This window comes from Dorea sp. OM07-5, from assembly GCF_003481355.1.
Lineage (GTDB): Bacteria > Bacillota > Clostridia > Lachnospirales > Lachnospiraceae > Dorea_D > Dorea_D hominis.
Genome location: NZ_QUKZ01000002.1, coordinates 141,391 through 162,199, shown reverse-complemented (window position 1 = coordinate 162,199; position 20,809 = coordinate 141,391). Strand labels below are relative to the sequence as shown.

Below are 20,809 nucleotides of genomic sequence, written 5' to 3'. Positions count from 1 at the left end.
TATGATACGCCAGGGCATAATGATATGCTTAAAATACATATAGTGGTATTAAAAAGAACTAATAATAAATGCGAAATGAAACGAAGATTCAAAACAAAAAGAAATAACTGCCGAAAAGTGGGAATGTATATTTTGATAATGCTGATAGTGGTTCTAATTAAAACCACCTATGATAATAGCGCGAATAAAAGCATAGAAAAGAATATGCTTGTTGAAGAAATACGCGCGGGATTCGCGTCGGAAAAACTTGAAAAATCCAGTAGCAAAAATACAGATGTCCTGCAAAAATACCACAGGTGGACGAAACAGGTAAAAAAAGAAGTGGTGTATTTTCCACTGCCCGAACCGGTAGATAATGCAAAATTTAAAATCACTTTTGAAAACTCCTGGATGTTGGAACGCACTTATGGTGGGAAAAGAGGACACGAAGGCTGCGACCTTATGGTTGCGAACAGTAAAGCGGGAACGTGTCCGGTTGTAAGTATGACGGATGGGACGATTACGAATCTTGGGTGGACAGAAAAAGGCGGATATAGAATCGGCGTAACTTCTGACAGTGGTACTTATTACTACTACGCACATTTGCATAGCTTTGGCAATAAGAAAAGAGGGGATACAGTTATAGCGGGAGAGGTGATTGGGTTTATGGGGGATTCCGGTTATGGGGAAGAGGGGAAAACAGGAAAATTCCCAGTACATCTGCATGTCGGAATTTATAAATACGATAAAGGAATGGAAATCAGTGTAAATCCATATTACATTTTACAAAAATGCAAACGACAAAAGCTTAAATATCATTTTTGACGGTGCCGATTTTGCAATCAGTATTGTTATATGTTATACTAAAAAAGCGTATAGGCATTTGCGAAACGGATGATGAATCAGCGATATGTTATGCGTATATTTTGCAAAGAACATAAGGAAGGTAAGACATGAAACTGCCCGATAAATTTGAAGAAAAGATGCAGGCACTTTTAGGAGATGAATTTCCGGAGTATTTGTCCTGCTATGATGAGCCGAGATATTACGGCTTGCGTGTAAATACAAATAAAATATCTGTAGAAGATTTTAAGAAGATCTGTCCATTTGAGATCACGCCGATTCCGTGGATTGAAAATGGGTTTTATTACGATGGAGACAAGGTAACACCATCCAGACACCCATATTATTTTGCTGGATTGTATTACCTTCAGGAACCAAGTGCCATGACACCTGCCAATCGTCTGCCGGTAGAACCGGGCGATAAGGTGCTGGACGTTTGTGCAGCTCCGGGTGGCAAGGCGACAGAATTAGGTGCAAAGCTAAAAGGAGAGGGGGTTCTGATAGCCAATGATATCAGCAATTCCAGAGCAAAAGGATTGCTAAAAAATATAGAAGTATTTGGTATTGGCAATGTTCTGGTGCTGAGCGAAGAGCCTGGAAAGCTGGAAGATTATTTTGCGGAATATTTTGATAAAATTCTGATCGATGCACCGTGCTCCGGCGAAGGTATGTTCCGGAAGGACAAAAAGATGGTGAAGGCATGGGAAGAACATGGCCCTGAATTTTTTGCTAATATCCAGAAAAGTATTATTACGCAGGCAGCGAGAATGTTAAAACCTGGTGGCATGCTGCTCTATTCTACCTGTACCTTTGATGGCAGGGAGAATGAAGGGACAATTGAATATTTATTGAAAAAATATCCGGAATTTGAGATATTAGGTATAAAAGGCTACGAAGGATTTGAAAAAGGAATGCCGGAGCTTACAGCTTCAAAGTCTGAAGAATTTGCAAAAACAGTCCGTATCTTTCCTCATAAGATGAAAGGGGAAGGACACTACCTTGCACTTCTGAGAAAAGGAAAGCCACTCCCTGCAACCGATAAGAAACTGCTTCCTGGCAAGAAAAGCAAAAAGAAATTACCGGAAGATCTGGAAGTGTTCCTTGAGGATACTACGTGGGAACTGGATGCAGCAAGGCTGGATGTCCATGGAGAACGGGTTTACTACATGCCGGAAGATCTGCCGGATGTATGTGGCATTCGTTTCCTGCGAACAGGGCTGTTGCTTGGCGAACTTAAGAAAAAACGGTTTGAACCAAGTCAGGCGCTTGCCATGTGCCTGAAAAAGGACGAGTACAAAAAAGTATTAGATTTCCCGGTATCAGATGAGCGCGTGAAACGTTATCTGAAAGGGGAGACACTGGATGTAGAAGATATGACTGGATCAAAGGAAAAAGGCTGGTATCTGGTTTGCGTAGACGGCTATCCGCTTGGATTTGGTAAATTATCAGGACAGACGCTGAAAAATAAATATCTTCCGGGATGGAGGCTTTGCTAATGATCAGACTGGATAAATATCTGGCAGATATGAGTATCGGTACACGCCAGGAAGTAAAGAAATATATCCGTCAGGGACGCGTGAAGATAAATGAAGATATTATAAAGAAGCCGGAATATAAGATCCGGGAAGACGAAGATAAAATTACGTTTGACGGTGCACCGGTTGCTTATGAAACATTTGAATATTATATGCTGAATAAGCCGGCTGGTGTGATATCTGCAACAGAAGACAAAAGAGATAAAACAGTTCTGGATCTCATAAAAGAGAAAAAACGTAAAGATTTATTTCCGGTCGGTCGTCTGGATAAAGATACAGAGGGGCTTCTTCTTATAACAAATGATGGAGCACTGGCACATAGACTGTTATCGCCCAAAAAACATGTCGATAAGTGCTATTATGCGAAGATCAGCGGTGGCGTGACGGAGGAGGATGTCCGTGTATTCAAAGAGAGAATCAATATTGGTACTCAGGAAGAACCAGAGTGGACAATGCCTGCGGAACTGAAGATTCTGGAAAAAGGCACGGTTTCACGTATCCGGCTGACAATCCGGGAGGGGAAATTTCATCAGGTAAAACGTATGTTTCTGGCTGTTGGTAAGGAAGTTGTCTATCTGAAACGGGAACGTATGGGTGCACTTGTACTGGATGAAGAGCTTGCTCCGGGAGAATACCGGAAACTTACAGACAGCGAATTGAAGAGTATCCTATAATTTAGTAAGATAACTAGTAATTAATATGAGAAAACATGAATCTCAGAAGAGATAGATAAGAGGTATAACGATTAATGAAACAGCAATTTTTGCCAATCTGCAGACAAGACATGATCGACCGTGGATGGGAGCAGGTGGATTTTGTATATATTTCCGGTGATGCTTACGTAGATCATCCGTCTTTCGGACATGCAATTATTACGAGAGAACTGGAAGCTTTTGGTTACAAAGTCGGGATCATTGCACAGCCGGACTGGAAAGATAAAAACAGTATAATGATATATGGAGAACCAAGGCTTGGTTTCCTTGTGTCTGCGGGCAATATGGATTCGATGGTCAATCATTATTCTGTATCAAAAAAACGAAGAAGCAAAGATTCCTTTACTCCGGGCGGCGTAATGGGAAAAAGACCGGATTATGCGACAATCGTTTACAGTAATCTGATCCGGCAGGTCTATAAGAAGACGCCGATCATTCTGGGGGGAATTGAAGCGAGTCTCAGGCGTATGGCGCATTATGATTACTGGTCAGATAAATTAAAACGATCCGTACTCTTAGATTCCGGCGCAGATCTTATTTCTTATGGAATGGGAGAGCGTTCGATCATCGAGATCGCTGAGGCTCTGGACAGTGGGATCGATGTGAAAGATATTACTTTTATTGATGGAACAGTCTGCAGAGTAAAGAGTCTGGACAGTGTGTATGATGCAGTTATGCTGCCGGCTTTTGAGGATTTAAAAGCGGACAAGCTCAACTATGCCAGAAGTTTTTATACGCAGTATTGTAATACAGATCCATTTACCGGAAAGAGACTGGTAGAGCCGTACGGCGAACATATGTATATCGTACAGAATCCGCCTTCAAAGCCTCTTTCCCAACAGGAGATGGACGAGACATATAGCTATCCTTACATGCGGACTTATCATCCGTCTTACGAGAAAGATGGTGGCGTCCCGGCTATTTCGGAAGTCAAATTCAGCCTGATCAGCAACAGAGGATGTTTTGGCGGCTGCAATTTCTGTGCGCTTACGTTCCATCAGGGACGCATCATACAGACGAGAAGTCATGAATCCCTGCTGGAAGAAGCAGAACATATCACACAGGATAAGGATTTTAAAGGTTATATCCATGATGTGGGCGGACCAACGGCTGATTTCAGACATCCATCCTGTGAGAAACAGTTAAAATATGGAGTCTGCAAGAACAGGCAGTGTTTGTTCCCGACACCTTGCAAGAACCTTAAAGCGGATCACAAAGATTATGTATCGCTTCTCAGGAAACTGCGGAAGATTCCAAAAGTAAAAAAAGTCTTTATCCGTTCGGGAATCCGATTTGATTATGTGCTTGCAGATAAGGATGATACATTTTTTAAAGAGCTGTGTAAATATCATGTGAGCGGTCAGCTTAAGGTAGCGCCGGAGCATGTTTCAGATGCGGTACTTACCTGTATGGGTAAGCCGCGGAATGAAGTTTATCAGAAATTTACTGAGAAATATAAAAAAATCAATGAACAGCTTGGTATGAAGCAGTACCTTGTGCCCTATCTGATGTCTTCCCATCCGGGATCGACATTAAAAGAAGCTGTTGAGCTTGCGGAATATCTGAGAGACCTTGGGTATATGCCGGAACAGGTACAGGATTTTTATCCGACACCGTCAACGATTTCTACCTGTATGTATTATACAGGTGTGGATCCAAGGACGATGAAACCGGTGTATGTTCCGAAGAATCCGCACGAAAAGGCGATGCAGCGTGCTTTGATCCAGTATCGCAATCCGCAGAATTATGATATCGTGCTGGAAGCGCTTAAGAAAGCGGGACGTATGGATCTGGTAGGTTATGATAAACACTGTTTGCTGCGTCCAAAACGGCACGGTGGGAAGAATCAGGGAACATCCTATAGTAAGAGCCGTGCGCCGGAGCGGGGAAATGATTCCGGTCACAGAAATACATCTGGTAGTGGAAATGCTTCTGGCGGAAAGCGCCCGTATAAAAAGAAAGCAATCCGTAACGTACACAAAAAGAAAGGCAGATGATCCTATGAAAATTGCATTAGTAACAGGAGCTTCTTCTGGCATGGGCAGAGAATTTGCAAGACAGATTGTAAAACTGTACCGGAATCTGGATGAGATTTGGCTTGTGGCAAGAAGAACAGAGCGCCTGCAGGAACTGGAAAAGGAATTTACTGTTCCGGTACGGATCTTTGACGGAGATCTGAACCGAGATTATATTTATGAAAGAATCGAAAAAGAGCTGGAACGTAAAAATGCAGAGATCCGGATACTTGTTAACAGCGCGGGCTGCGGATTGTCCGGCTGTTTCGGAGAAAGAGAGCAGGATACAGAACTTCGCATGGTAAAACTGAATTGTCAGAGTCTTACAAGAATGCTTCTGCTCTGCCGGCCGTTTCTTGGCAGAGGAAGCCGCGTGATCAATCTGGCGAGTGCAGCGGCATTCGCACCACAGCCGGGATTTGCAATATATTCTGCGTCAAAATCATATGTTTACCGTCTGTCCATGGCGATCCGCGAGGAATGGAAACCGGCGGAGATATCTGTAACAGTGGTGTGCCCGGGTCCTGTGGACACAGAATTTTTTGCACACAGCGGTGAACTTCTTGGAAAAAGTAACAAAGTTACAAAAGTGGATCCAAAAGCGGTTGCCAGAAAAGCATTGCTGGATGCGGTGGATCGTAGATGTGTTTCTGTATACGGCACATCTATGAAAGTTGCCAGAATTGCAGGAAAATTGCTGCCGGATGTTCTTAGCGCATATTTGATGCGTAAGTTAAATGGAATCTGATTCGTATCAGGCATGCTGATTGATAAAAGAGGATAGAATAACAGGAAAGAAGGATAATAATAAATGAAGATTGAAAAAGGACGTCCGGGATATATCCGTTTCCGCAAAACAAAATATCTGCTCTGGGCGGTCATTGAATTTGCAGTGGTCATAGCGCTTGTTGTGATCGGTATTGTACAGAGTGGTTCCCGCATGAACTTGCTCACTGTAGTAGCAGTTGTCGGATGTCTTCCGGCTGCAAAGATGCTTGTTGAGTATATTACAATGGCTCCTTATCAGAGCATTGCGTCGGACAAGTGCAAAGAAATTGAAGAAAAAGCACCCCTTCTGACAAGAGTCTATGATCTTGTCATTACAAGTCCGGAAAAAGTCATGCAGGTAGATGCAATCGTCATTTCCGGACATACGGTGTGCGGCTACACCAGCAATGAAAAAACGGATGAGACAAAGGCGGCAAGATATATTAAGGAAATGCTTCACAACCATAAATATGAGAAAGTTACTGTAAAAGTTTTTCATGATTATGTTGCGTTTTTATCACGTGCGGAGGGAATGAACAGTATTGCAGCAATCGAGAAGCCGGATAACCGGAGAAGAGAACGGCGGATACGGCATCTCCTTCTGACAACATCCATGTAAAATATTTATATAAGGAATCGTGTATGAGAAAAATATATATTAAGGAAAATGAATCCGGACAGCGGTTCGATAAATTTTTAAAGAAATATTTAAGTGAAGCTCCGGGAAGTTTCCTGTATAAAATGCTGCGTAAGAAGAATATTGTGCTGAACGGCAGAAAGGCAACAGGTAGTGAAAAGTTAAAAAAAGGGGATCAGGTGAAACTGTTTCTTGCTGATGAAACACTGGAGAAATTTACCGGAAAGCAGGAAACTGCACATAGTAAGAAAAAGCTTCCAAAGATCCAGATGCCTGTTGTGTACGAAGATGAAGATGTTGTTTTTTATAACAAACCGGCCGGGGTGCTATCCCAGAAAGCAAAGCCTTCGGATGTATCGGTTGTCGAATATTTAATGGAACATTTGCTTGAAACGAAAGCTTTGAGGCAAGATGATCTTAAGACATTCAGACCATCCATCTGCAACCGGTTGGACCGGAATACGAGCGGCCTTATTACTGCCGGAAAAAGTCTGGCGGGATTACAGAAGCTTTCAGAACTTTTCAAAGACAGGACACTGAAAAAATATTACCTCTGTCTTGTGAAAGGAACAATCGATAAAAGAGCACATATCTGCGGCTATTTACAGAAAGACAAAGCGACCAACCAGGTGCGAATTGCAAAACAGGCCGGCGCTGATGCAGTTCCAATCGAGACAGAATATGTTCCGGTTGCATGGAATCAGGAAATAACACTTTTGAAAGTGCATCTGATCACCGGACGGACGCATCAGATCCGCGCACATCTGGCATGGCAGGGACATCCGCTTCTTGGTGATCCGAAGTATGGTGATCCAAAGTGGAACCGGAAATGGAACGGAAGAATGAAGACAGCACAGACAAGACAGATGCTGCATGCATATGAACTTGTAATGCCGGAGATGAATAAGACATTAAAGAAACTTTCCGGGCGAACGTTTACAGCTCCGGTTCCGGAAGATTTCTATAAAATCATAAAGGAGATAACATGGGAACATGGAACTCAAGAGGTCTTAGAGGTTCAACATTAGAGGATTTCGTAAACCGGACCAATGAATATTATATGGAAAAAAATCTGGCGCTGATCCAGAAGATCCCGACACCGATCACGCCGGTCCGCATGGATAAGGAACACCGGCAGATCACACTGGCATATTTTGAACAGAGAAGTACAGTTGATTATATCGGTGTTGTGCAGGGCATTCCGGTATGCTTTGATGCAAAAGAATGTGTGGCAGATACCTTTCCATTACAGAATATCCATGAGCATCAGATAGAGTTTATGGGCAGATTTGAAAAACAGGAAGGAATTGCATTTTTTTTGCTTTATTATTCAGCAAAAAATATACTGTATTATATGCGCTATGAAGAAATGATGAAGTTCTGGAACCGTGCAAAAAAAGGCGGCAGAAAAAGCTTCCGTCTGGAAGAACTGGATCCGGAATTTTTTATGGAATTAAGGCGTGGAAGTCTTGTTCCGTATCTGGACGGGATTAATAAAGACCTGGATGTCCGGGAGCAGAAACAGAAGTAATGGCAGGCTTTGTCATATACTTGACAAAGAATCAGAAAATGTATATAATACGGAAAGGGTTTTAACGTATTAGCACGCTAAAGTGAAAGAGCTAACAGGAGGTCATATGAAGAAAGTATTGCATACACCGGAAGGAGTCCGGGATATATATAATGTAGAATGCGGAAAGAAACTTGCACTGGAGAGCCGTTTAAAGAAGACGTTCCATTTATATGGCTATCATGATATCCAGACACCGATGTTTGAATATTTTGATGTGTTTCGTAAAGAAATCGGAACAACGGCATCCAAAGATTTATATAAGTTTTTTGATAAAGATGGAAATACACTTGCACTGAGGCCAGATATCACACCGTCCGTTGCAAGAGCAGCAGCAACACTGTTTGGTGAGGAAGAAGTGCCGATTCGGCTTTGCTATACAGGTAATACATTTATTAATCATTCCAACTATCAGGGGAGATTAAGAGAAGTCACACAGATGGGCGCAGAGCTGATTGGTGATGATTCCGTGGAAGCAGATGCAGAGATGCTTGCACTTGTGATTGAATCGATGCTTACAATTGGCGTGAAGGAATTTCAAATCAGCGTGGGGAATGTTGATTTCTTCCAGAGCCTGATTGAAGATGCATCGCTGGATGAGGATGCAAGAGAACGCGTCATTGAACTAATCAATAACCGGAATTATTTCGGTGTGGAAGAATATCTGGACAGTATTCTTGTAAAGAGAAGCTCCAAGGAAGCTTTTGCAGCACTTGGAGAAATGGTTGGCGGAGTAGAGATCCTTTCCCAGGCAAAAGATCTTGCGCCTAACTCTGCCGGTATTATGGCAATCAGACGTCTGGAACATATATACGACATTCTAAAATTATATGGAATGGAAAAATTTGTAACATTTGATCTGAGCATGACAGGAACTTACGGATATTATACCGGTATTGTTTTCCGCGGTTATACTTTTGGAACCGGAGATGCGATCGTAAAAGGTGGACGTTACGACCATCTGTTGGAGAAGTTTGGTAAGAAATCACCTTCTATTGGATTTGCAATTGTCATTGATGAGCTGATGAATGCGATGAACCGACAGAAACTCCGCATCGTATATACAAGAAAGAATACGATCATTTTATATGATGAAGGGAAGACAAAACAGGCGGTTATGCTTGCAAAAGATTTCCGTAACAAAGCAAAGAATGTGGAACTGATCAAGAAAGCGGATGGCAAGATCCTGGAAGAATATATTACTTATGGAAAAGAGTATTATGCAGGAAACCTTGTATATATAAGAGAAGATGGAGAAGTGGTCATGATCAATCTTGTGACAGGTGAACACAAGATTGCCGGAAACGGAAAGAAGACCACATCATAATATATAAGAGAATGGAGTTTTTACTATGAGATATCTTACATTTGCCCTTGGAAAAGGGCGTCTGGCAAGACAGACGCTGGAACTGTTTGAGAAAATTGGTATAACCTGTGAAGAGATGAAAGACAAAGATTCCAGAAAACTGATCTTTACAAATGAAGAATTGAAGCTTCGCTTCTTCCTTGCAAAAGGACCGGATGTACCGACTTATGTAGAATATGGTGCAGCGGACATCGGAGTTGTCGGAAAAGACACGATCCTTGAAGAAGGACGTAAAGTTCATGAAGTTCTGGATCTTGGTTATGGGAAATGTAAAATGTGTGTGTGCGGTTATAAAGATGCAATACCGTTATTGAAACATCATGAGCTGATCCGTGTCGCAACAAAATATCCGAATATTGCAAAAGACTATTTCTACAACACAAAACACCAGACTGTAGAGATCGTAAAATTAAACGGTTCGATTGAACTGGCACCGATCGTTGGTCTTTCTGAAGTGATCGTGGATATTGTAGAAACGGGTTCCACACTGCGTGAAAACGGTCTGGAAGTTCTGGAGGAAGTTTGCCCACTGTCTGCGCGTATGATCGTCAATCCGGTAAGCATGCGTATGGAGAGTGACAGAATTAAGGCATTATTAATGAAATTACGCGCACAAATATAGGAATATAGGAGTGATAAAATGAGAATACAGCATCTCGATAAGAATACAAAAATGAATCTGCTGGAGGATCTTTTAAAGAGAAGTCCGAATAACTATGGCAAATATGAGCAAGGTGTTGCAGAAATCCTGGATCATGTACGCAGCGAAAAAGATGCGGCTGTATTTGCATATACAGAAAAATTTGACGGAGCAAAGATTGATGCATCGAATATTAAAGTAACAGAAGAAGAGATTAAAGAAGCTTACGAATTAGTCGGCGAAGAGTTAACAGGTATTATCCGCAAGGCATTATTTAATATCCGTGATTATCACGAGAGACAGCGTCAAAACAGCTGGTTTGAGAGCAAACCGAATGGAACAATGCTTGGACAGAAAGTTACACCTCTTCAGAGAGTCGGCGTCTATGTACCAGGCGGAAAAGCTGCTTATCCGTCTTCTGTCCTTATGAATATCGCACCAGCGAAAGCTGCAGGAGTTGACGAAATCGTAATGGTAACACCTCCGGGAAAAGACGGAAAAGTCACACCGACAACACTGGTTGCAGCACATGAAGCAGGTGCTGATGTTGTATATAAAGTCGGCGGCGCACAGGCGATCGCTGCACTTGCTTATGGAACGGAGAGTATCCCGAAGGTTGACAAAATTGTAGGACCTGGAAATATTTATGTTGCACTTGCAAAGCGTGCTGTATACGGACATGTAAGCATTGATGCGATAGCAGGCCCAAGTGAAATCCTTGTAATCGCTGATGAGACAGCAAATCCACGCTATGTAGCTGCGGATCTTCTGTCCCAGGCAGAACATGACGAGCTCGCTTCTGCAATTTTAGTGACAACCAGCCAGAAGCTTGCAGAGAAGGTATCTGAAGAAGTAGACGGATTTTTAAATGAACTTTCCAGAAGTGAGATCATCCGCAAATCACTGGATAATTATGGATACATACTGGTAGCAGATACCATGGAAGAAGTGATTGACATTGCGAATGAGATTGCTTCGGAACATCTGGAGATCCAGACAAAGAATCCGTATGACATTATGACACGCATCCGCAACGCAGGAGCTATTTTCATTGGCGAATATTCCAGTGAACCGCTTGGAGATTATTTTGCAGGACCGAACCATGTCCTTCCGACAAACGGAACAGCAAAATTCTTCTCACCGCTTTCTGTTGATGATTTTATTAAAAAATCAAGCATTATTGCCTACTCACAGGAGGCACTTGGTGCGATCCATACCGATATTGAAAAATTTGCAGAAGCAGAACATCTGACAGCACATGCAAATTCCATCAAAGTACGTTTTGAGAAGAAGTAAGGAGGATGTAAAAAATGAGCAGAATCGTTACTTGTGAAAGAAAAACAAAAGAAACCGACATTTCCATTACGCTGAATCTGGATGGAACCGGAAATAACGATATTCATACGGGGATTGGATTTTTTGACCATATGTTGGACGGATTTGCAAGACATGGACTGTTCGACCTGACTGTTCGAGTAAATGGCGATCTGGATGTAGACAGTCATCATACGATCGAAGATACAGGAATTGTGCTTGGAAATGCCATTTTAAAAGCCATCGGAGATAAAGCCGGTATCAAACGCTTTGGGAATATGATCCTTCCGATGGATGAGACGCTAGCACTTTGCGCGGTAGATCTGTCCGGTCGTCCATACCTTCGCTATGATGCAGAATTTACAGTTCCGAAGATTGGTGACATGGACACAGAGATGGTGAAAGAATTTTTCTATGCTGTTTCTTACAGCGCAGGAATGAACATCCATCTTAAGATCATGGATGGTGAGAACAATCATCACATGGCTGAAGCACTTTTCAAAAGTTTTGGAAAAGCGCTTGATATGGCAACTATGGATGAACCACGGATCAAAGAAGCGTGGACGACAAAAGGAAGTCTTTAAAGGAGTTTTTGAACATATATGAGTTATAAAAGATTGATTCCCTGCATTTTTATTGCAGGTGGGAAGGCTGTAAAATGGTTTAATGATAAGAGCGTATTACAGGACGATGTGATCGCACTTGCAAAATACTACAGCGATCACGGGGCAGATGAGTTGCTTGTGTTCGATCTTTCTACATCTGATGATGAGCACGAAGAAGCCATTGACTTGATGCGCCGTATTAATCGCTTGATCCGTATCCCAATGGTAGCGGGTGGTAATATCAAACGGCAGGAGGATGTAAAGAAGATTTTGTATGCCGGAGCAAAGCGTGCAATGCTGAATTTTTCCAAACCGGACAGTGCGAAGGCAGTGGAAGAGGCGGCAAAACGTTTTGGAAAAGAGAAAATTGCAGTATCGCTGAATGATTTTGATGCGCTTTTCAAACATCAGCATCTAATTGATGAATATTCCAGTGAGATTGTGTTCATGCATCGTCTGGATCTTAATTCGGTTATGGACGTAACGGATATTCCATGTGTAATCGTAACAGATACGCTGGAAAAACCGGAGTTATTCAAGATACTTAAATGTCCGGGAGTGAAAGGGCTTTCAGGAAAATATGTCAGTCAGCCGGATATGGATTTTGTGGAATTTAAGAAAGAGTGTTCAGAGGAAGGCATCCAGATGACTTCTTTTGAAAGTATTATGGAATTTTCACAGTTTAAGACAAATGAGCAGGGGCTGATCCCGGTTATTGTACAGCATTATAAGACGAGAGAAGTATTGATGTTAGCCTATATGAATGAAGAATCATTTGATCAGACGATCAAAACAGGGAAAATGACTTACTTCAGCAGAAGCCGCCAGAAGCTCTGGGTGAAAGGTGAGACAAGCGGGCATTTCCAGTATGTCAAGTCGCTGACAATTGACTGTGATTATGATACGTTACTTGCAAAAGTAGATCAGGTTGGTGCGGCATGTCACACCGGTAATCCGACCTGCTTTTTCCAGCACCTTGCAGGAACGGAATATAACGAAGCAAATCCGCTGGAAGTTTTTGAAATCATCTATAATACCGTTGTAGACAGAAAAGAGAATCCAAAAGAGGGTTCTTATACGAATTATTTATTTGATAAAGGAATTGATAAGATTTTGAAAAAAATCGGCGAAGAGGCAACGGAGATTGTGATCGCTGCCAAGAATCCAAGTGCAGAAGAGACGAAGTATGAGATCTCGGATTTCCTTTATCATATGATTGTATTAATGGTTGAAAAAGGACTGAACTGGGAAGATATTGTAAAAGAACTGGCAAGCCGCTAATGCGCGTGCACTGTCTTTTCAGGTATAGAACCGAATATCCATGCATATCCTAGAGTGGAAAGGATGTGACCGGGATTGAATGAAGCAGAAAGACGAAGGCAGAAATTATTAATGCGGACACGGGAACTGTACCGGGATTCTTATGACTCTCCGGCGGTACACCCGAGATATGGAGTGGCATACCGTTTGCTTTATGAAGAGCCGCAGGAATTTAAGAGCGGTACACTGGGGCTCCGGCTTTTCATAAGCTTTCTGCTGTTTGCTGCATTTGTTGCAATGGATTACAAAAAGGATGAGTTTATGAGTGTGAACAGCTCAGAAATCATTCAAATGATCTCTGAAGATACATCGGCGTTTCCGATTCTGGAACACCGGTAATTTCATGAGTAAATGAGGAACGAAAGAGGAGGATGAAACATGTTAAAAATATGGATTGCAGGATCGGCAGGACAGATCGGAACTGCTATTAACGAAGTGTTAGATCCACTGGAGATGGAAGTTTTTAACACAGATAAAGATGAGTTGGATATCACACAGACAGATGAAGTATTAAGCTTTGGTGAGATCAACCGTCCGGATGTGATCATCAACTGTGCCGGAATCACAGATATGGAACTTTGTGAAAAAGAACCGGAACTGGCGTACCGTGTTAATGCGCTCGGTGCAAGAAATTTAAGTATTGTCGCACGTAAGATCGGTGCTAAAATCGTTCAGATATCTACAGATGATGTCTTCGATGGTAACAAAAATACGCCTTACAGTGAATTTGATGATACGAATCCGAAGACCGTGTACGGACGCTCTAAGAGAGCCGGTGAAAATTATGTGCGGGAATTTACACACAAACATTTTGTGATTCGGAGTAGCTGGATTTTCGGACATGGCGATAATTTTGTGACATATGTATTGCGGAAGGCGGAAAGTGGAGAACTAATCGAGGCTGCAATAGATGAGACCGGATGTCCGACCAGTGCGAAGGATTTGGCACGTATTATTTTGTATCTTGTTACAACGAATGAATATGGAACCTATCATGCAACATGTAAAGAACTTTGCAGTCGATATGATTTTGCAAGAGAGATTCTATCTCTGGCAGGTCTTCATGCAGAAGTAAAAGAGATTTCAATTGCAGATTCTAAAGAACATCTGGTACGGCCAGCATATGCGGTTCTGGATAATTTTATTTTACGGATCATTGATGTATATGAAATGCCGAAATGGAAACAGTCTCTTGAGGAATACATTGCCGAGTGGAAGGAGGAGACTCATGAGTAATACAAAAGAAAAGAAAAAGATGGGACTTACTACGAAAATATTCATTTCCCTTCTTGCAGGAGCGCTGTTTGGTGTGATTTTATGTTATCTTGTCCCGAAAAGCAGTATCAAAGATGATGTAATCGTAGAAGGAATTTTATATGTAATCGGACAAGGATTCATCCGTTTGATGAAGATGCTTGTTGTTCCACTTGTATTTTGTTCGATCGTATGTGGAAGTATGTCGATTGGAGATACAAAAAAACTTGGAACAGTCGGCGTGCGTACACTCGTTTTTTATCTGTTTACAACAGCCGTTGCAGTTACAGTTGCGTTATCTGTCGGTAATTTGATTAATCCTGGCAAAGGACTGGATATGAGCAGTATTCAGCAGAATGCTGCGGAAGTGGAGTCCATGAAAGCAACTACACTGACAGAAACGCTCCTGAATATCATTCCGGACAATCCGCTGAATGCGCTGGCAAACGGAACAATGCTTCAGATTATTGTATTTGCACTGATCGTCGGTGTTATTCTGGCAAAGCTAGGAGAGCGTACAGAGACAGTCAGCAATTTCTTCAGTCAGTTCAATGACATCATGATGGAAATGACAATGATGGTCATGGGACTTGCTCCGATCGGAGTATTCTGCCTGATCGCACGTACTTTTGCCAATATCGGTTTCAGCGCATTCATTCCGCTTGCAAAATACATGATCGGTGTCCTGCTTGCACTTGCCCTGCAGTGTTTTGTTATATATCTGGGACTTTTAAAAGGATTTACAGGACTGAATCCGTTCAAATTTATTAAAAAATTCTTCCCGGTTATGGCGTTTGCATTTTCAACAGCAACATCCAATGCTACCATTCCGCTTTCCATCGATACGCTGTCTAAAAAAATGGGTGTATCCAAGAAAATTTCGTCCTTTACGATCCCGCTTGGTGCGACGATCAATATGGATGGAACAGCGATTATGCAAGGTGTAGCTGTTGTGTTTGCGGCACAGGCATTTGGAATCCATCTTTCTCTTACCGATTATGTTACGGTTATCGGGACAGCGACACTTGCATCTATCGGAACGGCCGGAGTACCAAGTGTAGGTCTTGTTACACTTACAATGGTATTTAATTCTGTAGGACTCCCGGTTGAGGCAATCGGACTGATCATGGGTATTGACCGTATTCTTGACATGACACGAACAGCCGTTAATATTACAGGTGATGCTGTATGTACAACAATCGTTGCACATCAGAACAAGGCGCTGGATCGTGAGGTATTTAATAAAAAGGAAGAAAAAGCTTAAGATAAAAGGAGAGATGCTTCTATGAAAGAATGGTTGAAACACTGGGATGAGACAAAGAGACTTACGAGAGAGGAAGCAATTAAAATTTTAAATCTTCCAAAGGAAGACATGGATGATCTGATCGCATGTGCCTATGCGCTCCGTACAAAGTATAAAGGCAAGAAAGTAAGCGTACAGCTTCTGACTAATGTCCGCAGCGGAAACTGTTCACAGAACTGTGCATATTGTGCACAGTCCTGCGAGTCGCATGCGGCCATTGAAAAATATCGTCGTGTTTCGGATGAAAAACTTTACGGGGATAACGATCTGGTAGATGACAAGCATCTGGCAAGACACTGTATCGGTCTGAGCGGAATTCAGTTTTCAGATGCAGAGATTGAAGATCTTGCAGAACGTATCCGGGAAATGAAGAAGAAAGGAACGCAGATCTGCTGTTCTATTGGATTTCTGACGGAGAAACAGGCGAGACTTTTAAAAGATGCCGGACTGGACAGGATCAATCATAATCTGAACAGCAGCCGGAGATTTTACCCGGAGATCTGTACGACGCACACTTACGAGCAGCGTGTGGCAAATATACATATGCTTCAGGATATCGGCTTCGAGATCTGCAGCGGTGGTATTATCGGAATGGGAGAGAGCAAAGAAGATGTTGTGGACATGCTTCTGGATCTTCGTGAAATTCATCCGGAATCTGTACCAATCAATTTCCTGCTTCCGATTCCGGGGACACGACTTGCAGACAGGGATATTTCCGGACTTACACCGGAATACTGCATGAAAGTTTTATGCCTTGCAAGACTTATGATCCCGACTTCAGATATCCGTTGTGCGGCCGGAAGAGAAGTATATTTTAAAGGAATAGAGCCGACGCTTTTCAAAGTTGTTGATTCGATTTTCGCATCCGGATATCTGACCGCAGACGGTCAGGGGATTGATGCTACAATGCAGATGATTCGAGATGCCGGATTTGATGGTGAAATAGAGTCTACAGACGAAGAGTAGGATAATACAATGAAAAAAAAGAATAGTAAAATACTTCGGACTTTATTTTTATCAACTTTATATTTAAGCACATTCACCTTTGGAGGTGGATATGTCATTGTGTCATTAATGAAAAAAGATTTTGTCGATGCCAGACACTGGATCGATGAGGAGGAGATGCTGGATCTTGTGGCAATCGCCCAGTCAGCGCCGGGGGCAATTGCTGTCAACGGCGCGATTGTTGTCGGATATAAACTGGCAGGAATTCTAGGCGCATTCGTTGCTATTTTCGGAACAGTTATCCCTCCTTTTGTCATTATATCGATATTATCTGTCTGCTATCAGGCATTCCGCTCCAACCTGCTGGTTGCACGGATGCTGGAAGGTATGCAGGCGGGTGTGGGAGCTGTGATTGCTTCTGTTACTTTTGGGATGGGATGTTCGGTTATAAAGGAGAAAGATGTGATATCCTTGCTTGTTCTGATTCTTTCATTTCTTCTTGCATGCAGCGGGGAAATTAATATCGTCTGGATTATTCTCGGATGCGGAATCCTTGGTGTTATACGGACTATGCTTGAAAGGAAGGTGCGGAAATGATTTATATCCAGCTTTTCCTTAGTTTCCTTCAGGTTGGATTATTCAGCTTTGGCGGTGGTTATGCAGCGCTTCCGCTTATTCAGAGCCAAATCGTCGATGCGCACAGATGGCTGGATGTTAAAGAATTTACAGATCTTATTACATTATCACAGATGACACCCGGACCGATCGCCATCAATTCGGCAACATTTGTCGGAATTAAAGTAGCAGGAGTGCCGGGAGCGCTTGCAGCAACACTTGGGAATATCCTTCCGTCCTGTATTATTGTGACAGCTATTGCGAAACTATACTTAAAATACCGGAAATTAGATTTGTTGCAGGGAGTTTTGAAATCCCTGCGCCCGGCAGTAGTCGCACTAATTGCCTCTGCAGGAGTCAGTATTTTAAAAAATGCTTTCTTGGAAGCAGGCAGTGTACTGTCTGTCACTGGTATAAATATACCGCTTTTCGTAATTTTTCTGATTTGTCTGATATTATTATGCTGGAAAAAATGGAACCCGATTATAGTCATGCTACTGGCAGGCATACTAAATGTCATATTTTGTTATGTCAAATAGTGAAGAATTTTTGGGGATTTTACCAAAGACTAAGGTACAGATTTTATTCATTTGCATATACGATTTAAAACACCTTTTTGCAAAATATACAAAAAGGTGTTTTTTTTATGTACAATCAGATTAAAATAGATCAACTTAAAGTGTATGAATTGTGGAAAAGATGAAAAAACTATCTAATTTTTATACAAATAAGATAATATCAAACAGCTTTCACAATGCTACAGTGAATTGAAAATATTTTTCAGCATATTTACCAAAATTTCAATAAACTATTGTTATTGTTGAAAAATGTATGTATAATAGGGATAAATCAGATGAATATATAAGGTTCATCTATAACAGTCGTGAAACAAATGAGAACGAAGGAGGGTATTCTATGTTAAGTTCAGTATTTCAAAATCTAGTCGGGCGGGAATCGCTCATCGCAGCAGAAGATACATGGGCATTACTCGCAATCATGTGTCTTGGTGTTGCTTTTTCTATCTACTTAGAGCAAAAGTACAATTGGGCATCGAAAGTTTCCGGTGCGATCCTGGCACTGATCATTGCAATGGTACTTGCAAACTTAAGTATCATTCCTATTCACAGTGTACTGTATGACGATATTGTCTGGGGTATGATCGTACCAATGGGTATTCCGTTATTGCTTCTTCAGTGTAACCTTTCCCGTGTATGGAGAGATACCGGTAAGATGTTGATCGTATTCCTGATCGGTGCAGTTGGTACAGTATGTGGTGCAATTATTGCATTCTTTGCACTGCGTGGACCATTCGGTGATGCAAGCGGACTCGCAAAAGTAGCAAGTATGATGACCGGTTCTTATATCGGTGGTGGTGTAAACTTTGCAGCAATGGCATCACAGTATGCGGCAGGTGAAGATTTAACAGCGGCAGCAACAGTTGCAGATAACCTTTTGATGGCTGCATATTTCTTCGTATTGATTGCATTTGCAGGTATGAAATTCTTCCGTTCACACTTCGCACATCCACATATTGACGAAGTAGAAGCGGGAATTTCAAAAGACGCTGCTCAGACACAGGCTGCAGCATTTTGGAGCCGTAAAGATATCTCTTTGAAGGATATCGCTTACAATGTTGCATATTCTGTAACAATCGTATGGGTTTCACAGTTTATCGCTGGAACGATCAGCGGAGCTGTTGGTGAGAATGCAACTGGATTTATGGATTTCATCGGTAAATTCTTCGGAAGCCAGTATGTATGGATCACAACATTCTCAGTAATCGTTGCAACATTCTTCCATAAACAGGTAGAAGAGAATCTGCATGGATCACAGGAGATTGGTACTTTTTTAATCTACTTATTCCTGTTTGTAATCGGTGTTCCGGCAAACATTATCACAGTAGTTACAAAGTCACCTCTGCTTCTTGTACTTACAGCTATCATGGTTTGTGTAAACATGTTATTCTGTTTCATCGGAGCAAAGATCTTCAAATGCGATTTGGAAGATGCGATTATTGCCTCCAATGCAAATATCGGTGGACCGACAACAGCTGCCGGTATGGCTATTTCACAGGGATGGAGCCGTCTGGTTGGACCTGCAATGTTAGTAGGTACTCTCGGATATGTAATCGGTAACTACCTTGGAACTATGATTGGAGTTCTCTTAGGAGCATAAGAATTACATAATATATTGAAAGCGACTGGTAAACGGCGCGTTCCCGTAAAAGGGGACGCGCCGATTATAAAAAATGGGATTTTATAAATGTCGGAACTGAAAGCAGAATGGATTAGACAATGTAAGAAAGGATGGTAGATTATGTATTTTGACGCACATTCGGATATTTGGTGTGATGTAACCGCACGTAGATTAAAGGGCGAAACCGATGTATTACGCAGACGTCATCTGGAAAGGCTTAGAAAAGGCGGCGTAGAAGGAAGCATTTTTGTAATCTGGGTAGATCCGCCGTATGATGTAGATTATGTAAAGAGAACAAAAGAGATTATGCAATGTGCAAAAGCGGAGGCTGAGGAATGTGATGAAATCCGTATTGTACATAACTACGCAGAGATGATGCAGGCGAAAGCTGATGGCAAGATTTATGTATTTCATGGAATTGAAGGACTCGCAGCAATCGGGGAAGATATTTCTAAGATCGATGAATATTATGATTTTGGCTGCAGGCATGCAATCCTTACGTGGAATGAAGCAAATGCACTTGGCGCAGGCGCAAACTCCGGCGAATCCTACGGACTTACGGAAACAGGTAAGAAAGCTGCCAGAAAAGTACAGGATAAGGGCATGATCCTTGATATGTCACATCTGAATGAAGCTGGTTTCTGGGACTGCATGAAGCTTGCTACGAAGCCAATCATTGCTTCTCATTCAAACTGCCGTGCGCTCTGTGATGTGCCGCGTAACCTGACAGATGATCAGCTTCGTGCCATCCGTGATGTAGACGGTGTTGTCGGACTTAATTCTTTCAAAGACTTCATTGATCCGAGAGGACCGGAACAGACCGTTGAGAATCTTGCAAGACATGCAGATCATATGATCAATGTAATGGGCATCGATCATGTTGGCTGTGGATTTGATTTCTTTGAGTTTATCAATGATGAGGCGATGGGAACTATGACAGAAGATTCCAGCCCGGCAGCACACGGTATGAAGGATGCTTCAGAGATTCCGAATCTCTTTAGCTGTTTCGAGAAGATGGGAATGACCAAAGAAGAGATGGATAAGATTGCCAGAGTTAATTTCCAGAATCTTGTTAAACGGACAATTGGATAATAAAAAAATTTAAAAACATGCAATTCGAAGGCTCCCTTTTGAGGGAGCCCTTTTTAGGTTTCCATAATAACCAGTGAAAGCTGCCGGTGACAGGTTATG

General features: G+C 42.0%; 21 protein-coding genes. All 21 read left to right on the top strand.

Annotation, left to right across the window (positions count from 1 at the left end):
• Positions 1-123 precede the first annotated feature (123 nt).
• The 21 genes from DXC04_RS02595 (at position 124) to DXC04_RS02495 (ending at position 20,710) form a co-directional block, all read left to right on the top strand.
• Positions 124-804 (top strand): M23 family metallopeptidase, encoded by a 681-nt coding sequence (locus tag DXC04_RS02595; RefSeq protein ID WP_117537406.1) that lies wholly within the window; start codon positions 124-126, stop codon positions 802-804.
• A gap of 128 nt (positions 805-932) precedes the next feature.
• A complete protein-coding gene (locus DXC04_RS02590) occupies positions 933-2,318 on the top strand; it encodes an RsmF rRNA methyltransferase first C-terminal domain-containing protein (protein ID WP_021860465.1) in 1,386 nt (461 codons plus the stop codon).
• Positions 2,318-3,031, top strand: a complete 714-nt coding sequence (locus DXC04_RS02585) for a pseudouridine synthase (protein WP_118519373.1) — start codon at positions 2,318-2,320, stop codon at positions 3,029-3,031. Before DXC04_RS02590 ends, DXC04_RS02585 begins: the two co-directional genes overlap by 1 nt.
• Positions 3,032-3,105: 74 nt before the next feature.
• On the top strand, positions 3,106-5,067 hold the full coding sequence (locus DXC04_RS02580; RefSeq protein ID WP_021860463.1) for a YgiQ family radical SAM protein: 1,962 nt from the start codon (positions 3,106-3,108) through the stop codon (positions 5,065-5,067).
• A 4-nt stretch (positions 5,068-5,071) separates the two neighbouring features.
• Positions 5,072-5,833, top strand: a complete 762-nt coding sequence (locus DXC04_RS02575; RefSeq protein WP_118519372.1) for an SDR family NAD(P)-dependent oxidoreductase — start codon at positions 5,072-5,074, stop codon at positions 5,831-5,833.
• A 63-nt stretch (positions 5,834-5,896) separates the two neighbouring features.
• Positions 5,897-6,472 carry a hypothetical protein gene (locus DXC04_RS02570; protein ID WP_021860461.1) on the top strand — a complete coding sequence of 192 codons (576 nt, stop codon included), beginning with the start codon at positions 5,897-5,899 and terminating at the stop codon, positions 6,470-6,472.
• Between the two features lie 23 nt (positions 6,473-6,495).
• Positions 6,496-7,518 (top strand): RluA family pseudouridine synthase, encoded by a 1,023-nt coding sequence (locus tag DXC04_RS02565; protein WP_118659789.1) that lies wholly within the window; start codon positions 6,496-6,498, stop codon positions 7,516-7,518.
• A complete protein-coding gene (locus DXC04_RS02560; protein WP_021860459.1) occupies positions 7,476-8,021 on the top strand; it encodes a Holliday junction resolvase RecU in 546 nt (181 codons plus the stop codon). The genes DXC04_RS02565 and DXC04_RS02560 overlap by 43 nt, the downstream gene beginning before the upstream one ends.
• Before the next feature lie 106 nt (positions 8,022-8,127).
• Positions 8,128-9,387, top strand: coding sequence for an ATP phosphoribosyltransferase regulatory subunit (gene hisZ, locus DXC04_RS02555; protein ID WP_118519370.1), 1,260 nt, complete (start codon positions 8,128-8,130; stop codon positions 9,385-9,387).
• A gap of 25 nt (positions 9,388-9,412) precedes the next feature.
• Positions 9,413-10,048, top strand: coding sequence for an ATP phosphoribosyltransferase (hisG, locus tag DXC04_RS02550; RefSeq protein WP_021860457.1), 636 nt, complete (start codon positions 9,413-9,415; stop codon positions 10,046-10,048).
• Positions 10,049-10,066: 18 nt separating this feature from the next.
• Positions 10,067-11,362 (top strand): histidinol dehydrogenase, encoded by a 1,296-nt coding sequence (gene hisD, locus DXC04_RS02545; RefSeq protein ID WP_118519369.1) that lies wholly within the window; start codon positions 10,067-10,069, stop codon positions 11,360-11,362.
• A 14-nt stretch (positions 11,363-11,376) separates the two neighbouring features.
• On the top strand, positions 11,377-11,964 hold the full coding sequence (gene hisB / locus DXC04_RS02540) for an imidazoleglycerol-phosphate dehydratase HisB (RefSeq protein ID WP_118519368.1): 588 nt from the start codon (positions 11,377-11,379) through the stop codon (positions 11,962-11,964).
• A gap of 18 nt (positions 11,965-11,982) precedes the next feature.
• Positions 11,983-13,266, top strand: coding sequence for a bifunctional phosphoribosyl-AMP cyclohydrolase/phosphoribosyl-ATP diphosphatase HisIE (gene hisIE / locus DXC04_RS02535; protein ID WP_021860454.1), 1,284 nt, complete (start codon positions 11,983-11,985; stop codon positions 13,264-13,266).
• A gap of 75 nt (positions 13,267-13,341) precedes the next feature.
• The gene (locus DXC04_RS02530; RefSeq protein WP_118519367.1) at positions 13,342-13,644 is read left to right on the top strand and encodes a hypothetical protein; all 303 of its coding nucleotides are present in this window, start codon (positions 13,342-13,344) and stop codon (positions 13,642-13,644) included.
• Between the two features lie 39 nt (positions 13,645-13,683).
• Positions 13,684-14,541 (top strand): dTDP-4-dehydrorhamnose reductase, encoded by an 858-nt coding sequence (gene rfbD / locus DXC04_RS02525; protein WP_118659787.1) that lies wholly within the window; start codon positions 13,684-13,686, stop codon positions 14,539-14,541.
• Entirely contained in the window at positions 14,534-15,823 is a 1,290-nt protein-coding gene (locus DXC04_RS02520) for a dicarboxylate/amino acid:cation symporter (protein WP_118519365.1), read from the top strand. The genes rfbD and DXC04_RS02520 overlap by 8 nt, the downstream gene beginning before the upstream one ends.
• A gap of 21 nt (positions 15,824-15,844) precedes the next feature.
• Positions 15,845-16,828, top strand: coding sequence for a biotin synthase BioB (bioB, locus tag DXC04_RS02515; RefSeq protein ID WP_118519364.1), 984 nt, complete (start codon positions 15,845-15,847; stop codon positions 16,826-16,828).
• A gap of 9 nt (positions 16,829-16,837) precedes the next feature.
• Positions 16,838-17,404 (top strand): chromate transporter, encoded by a 567-nt coding sequence (locus DXC04_RS02510; protein WP_118519363.1) that lies wholly within the window; start codon positions 16,838-16,840, stop codon positions 17,402-17,404.
• On the top strand, positions 17,401-17,961 hold the full coding sequence (locus tag DXC04_RS02505; protein ID WP_021860960.1) for a chromate transporter: 561 nt from the start codon (positions 17,401-17,403) through the stop codon (positions 17,959-17,961). Before DXC04_RS02510 ends, DXC04_RS02505 begins: the two co-directional genes overlap by 4 nt.
• A 376-nt stretch (positions 17,962-18,337) precedes the next feature.
• Positions 18,338-19,597: a DUF819 family protein gene (locus tag DXC04_RS02500; protein ID WP_021860961.1), complete on the top strand. Its 1,260-nt coding sequence runs from the start codon at positions 18,338-18,340 to the stop codon at positions 19,595-19,597.
• Between the two features lie 141 nt (positions 19,598-19,738).
• Entirely contained in the window at positions 19,739-20,710 is a 972-nt protein-coding gene (locus DXC04_RS02495; protein ID WP_021860962.1) for a dipeptidase, read from the top strand.
• Positions 20,711-20,809 lie beyond the last annotated feature (99 nt).

What these genes read in the sequence shown, in the direction of transcription:
- rfbD (WP_118659787.1), top strand. Translation starts at nt 13,684, where the DNA reads ATGTTAAAAATATGGATTGCAGGATCGGCAGGACAGATCGGAACTGCT.
- DXC04_RS02575 (WP_118519372.1), top strand. Translation starts at nt 5,072, where the DNA reads ATGAAAATTGCATTAGTAACAGGAGCTTCTTCTGGCATGGGCAGAGAA.
- DXC04_RS02595 (WP_117537406.1), top strand. Translation starts at nt 124, where the DNA reads ATGTATATTTTGATAATGCTGATAGTGGTTCTAATTAAAACCACCTAT.
- hisIE (WP_021860454.1), top strand. Translation starts at nt 11,983, where the DNA reads ATGAGTTATAAAAGATTGATTCCCTGCATTTTTATTGCAGGTGGGAAG.
- DXC04_RS02505 (WP_021860960.1), top strand. Translation starts at nt 17,401, where the DNA reads ATGATTTATATCCAGCTTTTCCTTAGTTTCCTTCAGGTTGGATTATTC.
- hisB (WP_118519368.1), top strand. Translation starts at nt 11,377, where the DNA reads ATGAGCAGAATCGTTACTTGTGAAAGAAAAACAAAAGAAACCGACATT.
- DXC04_RS02560 (WP_021860459.1), top strand. Translation starts at nt 7,476, where the DNA reads ATGGGAACATGGAACTCAAGAGGTCTTAGAGGTTCAACATTAGAGGAT.
- hisG (WP_021860457.1), top strand. Translation starts at nt 9,413, where the DNA reads ATGAGATATCTTACATTTGCCCTTGGAAAAGGGCGTCTGGCAAGACAG.
- DXC04_RS02520 (WP_118519365.1), top strand. Translation starts at nt 14,534, where the DNA reads ATGAGTAATACAAAAGAAAAGAAAAAGATGGGACTTACTACGAAAATA.
- DXC04_RS02590 (WP_021860465.1), top strand. Translation starts at nt 933, where the DNA reads ATGAAACTGCCCGATAAATTTGAAGAAAAGATGCAGGCACTTTTAGGA.
- DXC04_RS02510 (WP_118519363.1), top strand. Translation starts at nt 16,838, where the DNA reads ATGAAAAAAAAGAATAGTAAAATACTTCGGACTTTATTTTTATCAACT.
- bioB (WP_118519364.1), top strand. Translation starts at nt 15,845, where the DNA reads ATGAAAGAATGGTTGAAACACTGGGATGAGACAAAGAGACTTACGAGA.
- DXC04_RS02500 (WP_021860961.1), top strand. Translation starts at nt 18,338, where the DNA reads ATGTTAAGTTCAGTATTTCAAAATCTAGTCGGGCGGGAATCGCTCATC.
- DXC04_RS02570 (WP_021860461.1), top strand. Translation starts at nt 5,897, where the DNA reads ATGAAGATTGAAAAAGGACGTCCGGGATATATCCGTTTCCGCAAAACA.
- hisD (WP_118519369.1), top strand. Translation starts at nt 10,067, where the DNA reads ATGAGAATACAGCATCTCGATAAGAATACAAAAATGAATCTGCTGGAG.
- DXC04_RS02495 (WP_021860962.1), top strand. Translation starts at nt 19,739, where the DNA reads ATGTATTTTGACGCACATTCGGATATTTGGTGTGATGTAACCGCACGT.
- DXC04_RS02585 (WP_118519373.1), top strand. Translation starts at nt 2,318, where the DNA reads ATGATCAGACTGGATAAATATCTGGCAGATATGAGTATCGGTACACGC.
- DXC04_RS02580 (WP_021860463.1), top strand. Translation starts at nt 3,106, where the DNA reads ATGAAACAGCAATTTTTGCCAATCTGCAGACAAGACATGATCGACCGT.
- DXC04_RS02565 (WP_118659789.1), top strand. Translation starts at nt 6,496, where the DNA reads ATGAGAAAAATATATATTAAGGAAAATGAATCCGGACAGCGGTTCGAT.
- hisZ (WP_118519370.1), top strand. Translation starts at nt 8,128, where the DNA reads ATGAAGAAAGTATTGCATACACCGGAAGGAGTCCGGGATATATATAAT.